Annotated in this window: 5 protein-coding genes; all 5 read right to left on the bottom strand. The window is 69.1% G+C overall.

Annotated features, from left to right (window positions below):
• Positions 1–419: protein kinase domain-containing protein (locus AOK03_RS22250; RefSeq protein WP_157869043.1), on the bottom strand; the 419-nt coding region annotated here is incomplete at its 3' end.
• 32 nt (positions 420–451) lie between these two features.
• A complete protein-coding gene (locus AOK03_RS22245; protein ID WP_055567082.1) occupies positions 452–1,483 on the bottom strand; it encodes a hypothetical protein in 1,032 nt (343 codons plus the stop codon).
• Positions 1,471–2,130, bottom strand: a complete 660-nt coding sequence (locus AOK03_RS22240; RefSeq protein WP_055567081.1) for a hypothetical protein — start codon at positions 2,128–2,130, stop codon at positions 1,471–1,473. Before AOK03_RS22240 ends, AOK03_RS22245 begins: the two co-directional genes overlap by 13 nt.
• Positions 2,131–2,286: 156 nt before the next feature.
• The gene (locus AOK03_RS22235; RefSeq protein WP_055567080.1) at positions 2,287–3,141 is read right to left on the bottom strand and encodes a carbohydrate ABC transporter permease; all 855 of its coding nucleotides are present in this window, start codon (positions 3,139–3,141) and stop codon (positions 2,287–2,289) included.
• Positions 3,142–4,030: carbohydrate ABC transporter permease (locus AOK03_RS22230; protein WP_055567079.1), on the bottom strand; the 889-nt coding region annotated here is incomplete at its 5' end. It lies immediately after the preceding gene.

Genomic DNA, 4,030 nt, shown 5'->3' with positions numbered 1-4,030 from the left:
GGCTTGATGTCGCGGTGCACGATGCCCGCCGCGTGCGCCACGTCCAGCGCGCGGCAGATGTCGGCCGCCCAGCGCAGCGCGTCCGCCACCGGCACCCGCACGCTCTCGCGCAGCACCTGGTCCAGCGAGCGGCCCGGCACCAGGGCCATCACCAGATACGGCGTCCCGTCGTCCTCGCCGTGGTCGTGGACGGCGACGATGTACGGGCTGTCCAGGGAGGCGGCGGCGCGGGCCTCCTGCCGGAAGCGGGCCAGGAGTTCCCGTCGCTCGTCCTCGGACGCGGCAGGACCCGGCACGAGGAGCTTGACCGCGACCTCGCGGCCGAGGCGTCCGTCGTGTGCGCGCCAGACCTCTCCCATGCCGCCCGCGCCGATCGGCGCGAGCAACTCGTAACGGCCGTTGAGCAACCGCCCCCGCACCGTGCTGCCTCCCCCTCTTGTGGAACGTGTGGTCAGCGGTTGATGGACTGGATCTCTTCCACCACCACGTCCTGCTCCGCCCCGAACTCGCCGTCGGGCAGCTTCTGTTCGCCGTTGACGCCGGTGCCCGTCCAGTGGATCTTCCACGTCACGGTGGCCTTCAGCGGGTACGAGCCGTCGCCGGACGAGCGGAGGTACTTCACGCCGCAGGGCGGGGTCTCCTTGGACTTGCCCTTCGCGTAGGGCGCGCCGATCCTGCCGTTCACGATCTCGCAGACGCCGGAGGCGGGGTAGGTCTCCGCGTCCGCCGTGCCGGGGTCGATCTTGAGGGAGACGGGTTCGGCGGTCGTCGTCGCCTCGATGTCGAGGACGTCGACCCTGGCCGTGACCGACACCGGCTTGAACTCCGCGCCGTCCAGCCAGGCCCAGGTGGGCAGGTTCACCTTCGTCGCGGCATCGGGGGCCAGCTTCACCTCGGTGCCGGGGACGCGGATCCTGGCGTACGCGAGCTTCGCCAGGATCTCCGGGTCGATGGCGGGGATGCCGGCGGGCGGCGGGTCGCCCTCGTCGACCCAGAAGGTCTCCTTGTTGCACTTGTCCCAGCCGGGCGGGTAGGTCTTGTTGGGGAACGACGTCCACCAGTAGCCCTTGCCCGCCTTGTCGAGGTTGAAGTTCTTGTACGGCTCGCCCTCGACGTAGCGCTTGCGCTGTTCCAGGTCCCACTGGGCGCCCGTGGAGTCGACCGCCCAGATCGCCTCGCGTTCCTTCTTGAACTGGGCGGGGGTGTAGGTGGGGCCGTACCAGCAGGGCGGCGGGCTGTAGTCGCCCGTGGGAGCGATGGGCCCGGCCTTGGGGCCCGAGCCGTTCTTGGAGTCGTCGTAGCGGATGCCGCCCGCGGTGGCCAGCAGCGAGCCGTCGCCGCCGTTCTCGGTGGGGCCTTCGGCGTCGCCGTTCGCGGTGCCGCCGTGGCCGGTGCGCGCGGCCGCGGGCCCCGGGAGCAGCAGCGCCGCGGCCATCGCCACGGCTCCGGCGGCTATGAGTGGCTTCCTTCTCATGGCTGGCATGTGTCGTTCCCCCGGTCGGATGTGGTCGTCTCGGTGACCCAGACGCCCTGCTCGTTCACGTGCAGTCGGCTGCTGTAGAGCACGAAGTCGTCCTTGGACGGCGCCGCCGCCTTGGCGGTCTTCCCCGTCTTCAGGCTCTTGTTGTGCGCCTTGCGCTGGTCCTCGCAGTAGACGAGGCCTGCCGTCTTGCCGCCCGTGAGGTCCACCCGGGCGTTGAAGTAGCGCTTGGTGCCGGTGATCCGGTCCTTGTAGTCGACGTACTCCTGCACGAACTTCTGGCTGCCGGCGGCGGCTTCGCCCTCGGAGTAGAACCGGTAGGCCTTGTGCAGGGGCTTCTGCTCCGCGATCGCCAGGTCGACGGCCTTCAGATACTGCTCGGTGTCGGCGAGGACCGCGTCCTTGGTCTTGTCGCCGGTCTTGTTCCACTCGAACTCGTACGTCAGGTCCGACGGGAGCTCGATCTTCGGCCGGTCCGCGACGTCCCGCGCGGGCTCGTCCGGCGGCGTCGATTTCTTGCCGTCCCCCTGGTCCGCGCCGGCGATCTCGTCGTCGCTCCTCGGCTTGTCGTCGTCGCTGGCGCAGGACGTCAGGAGCAGGGCCGCGGCCGCGGTGAGCGCGACCGTCGCTAGGCGGAGAGGGCGGTTCACTGTCGGCTCCTGGCGCGGTGGGGGAGGGTGCGAGCTCAGCACGCTAGTGCGGAGCCGGGCCCGATGCCAGGGAGATGTGTAGCCACGAATGGGGCGCCGGGGACGTATCGGCGCGAACTCATGTCACAGTTCTGTGTCCGCGGGGGAAGCCTGTTTTCAGCCCTTCACCGCGCCGCCCAGCGCGAACCCTCCCCCGAGCTTCCGCGAGATCAGGACGTACAACAGGATCACCGGCGTCGAGTAGAGGATCGAGAACGCGGCCAGCTGGCCGTAGACCACCGTCCCCTTGTTGCCGAAGAAGTCGTTGATGCTGACCGACGCGGGCATCTGCTCCGGGGTGAGCAGGAGCATGAAGGGGACGAAGAAGTTCCCCCACATCATGACGAACGAGAAGACCGTCACCACGGCCACGCCGGGCCCCATCAGGGGGAGCACGATCCGGAGCAGGGACTGGAAGGACGACGCGCCGTCCGTCCACGCCGCCTCCTCCAGCTCCTTCGGGACGCCGTCCATGAAGTTCTTCATCAGCCAGATGGCGAAGGGGAGCTGAGAGGCGGCGAAGAAGAAGATCGTGCCCTGCATCGTGTCGATCAGGTCGACCTGCACGAACAGCGCGTACACCGGGACCATGATCGCCGTGATCGGCAGGCTCGTCGCGAACAGGATCGTCAGCATGAAGGGGCGGTTCAGACGGGAGCGGTAGCGGGAGAGCGGATATGCGGCGAGGGCCGCGCAGACGACCGTCAGCAGGGTGCCGCCGCCGCAGAGCAGCAGGCTGTTGAGGAGCGGGGTGAAGGTGATCTCGGGGGTGAGGACCTTGTCGTAGTTGTCGAGGGTGAGGCTGTCGGGGAGCCGCACCCTGAGGTCCGCCTTCGGGTCCAGGGACGAAAGGACCACCCAGGCGAGGGGGAGGACGAAGGCGACGGCCACCACCAGCAGCCCCGCGTCGGCGGCGAGGCGGTGCGAGGCGCGGCGCGAACGCGGCGTACGGGAGGACGACTTGACGGCCACTCAAACCTCCGTACGCAGCAGGCGCATGTAGACGACGGAGAACAGGGAGCCGACCAGGAGCAGCAGCAGGGCCACGGCCGTGCCGTACCCGATCATGCTCTTCTGGAAGGCCTGCTCGTACATGAAGAGCGGGAGCGTCTGGCTGTCGTTTCCCGGGCCGCCGCGCGTCATCACCCAGATCAGACCGAAGACGGAGAGCGTCTGCAGGGTGTTGAGCATGAGGTTCGTGCCGATGGAGCGGCGGATCATCGGCAGCGTGATGTGCCACATGCGGCGCCAGCCGCTCGCGCCGTCGACCTCCGCGGCCTCGGTGATCTCCTTGGGGATCTCGTTGAGGGCGGCGGAGTAGACGAGCATCGAGAACGCCGTGCCCCGCCAGACGTTCGCGAACGACACCGCGAGGATCGGCAGGGTGAACAGCCAGTTCTGGGACGGCAGACGGAGGAAGTCGAGGACGGCGTTCAGGGTGCCCTCGCGGCGGAAGAAGGCGTAGAGGAGGAAGCCCGCGACGACCTCGGGCAGCACCCACGCCGTGACGACGATCGCGCCCGTGAGGGTGCGGACCGGCTTGGAGGCGCGCTGCATGAGGGTGGCGAGGGCCAGGCCCAGGGTGTTCTGGCCGATGATGGACGAGAGGAACGTGAAGACGAGGGTGAGCCAGACCGCGTTGAGGAACCGTTCGTCGCCGAACGCCTCCCGGAAGTTGTCGAGCCCCACGAAGCTCGACTCGGCCTGGCCGGTGAGCTGGAGATCGGTGAAGGCGATGTAGGCGCAGTAGCCGATCGGGCCCGCGAGGAAGAGCGCGAGCAGGACGACGGCGGGGGAGACGGGCAGGGCCCGGAGCAGGCCCCGGCGGACGCGGGCCCGGGAGCCGGGGCCTGCTCCGGGC

This window comes from Streptomyces atriruber (assembly GCF_001418325.1).
Taxonomy (GTDB): Bacteria; Actinomycetota; Actinomycetes; order Streptomycetales; family Streptomycetaceae; genus Streptomyces; species Streptomyces atriruber.
The sequence above is the reverse complement of the archived record's forward strand: the minus strand, read 5'-3'. Positions and strand labels throughout refer to the sequence as shown.

Coding starts and splice junctions, on each gene's coding strand:
- AOK03_RS22245 (WP_055567082.1), bottom strand. CDS start 1,483: ATGCCAGCCATGAGAAGGAAGCCACTCATAGCCGCCGGAGCCGTGGCG.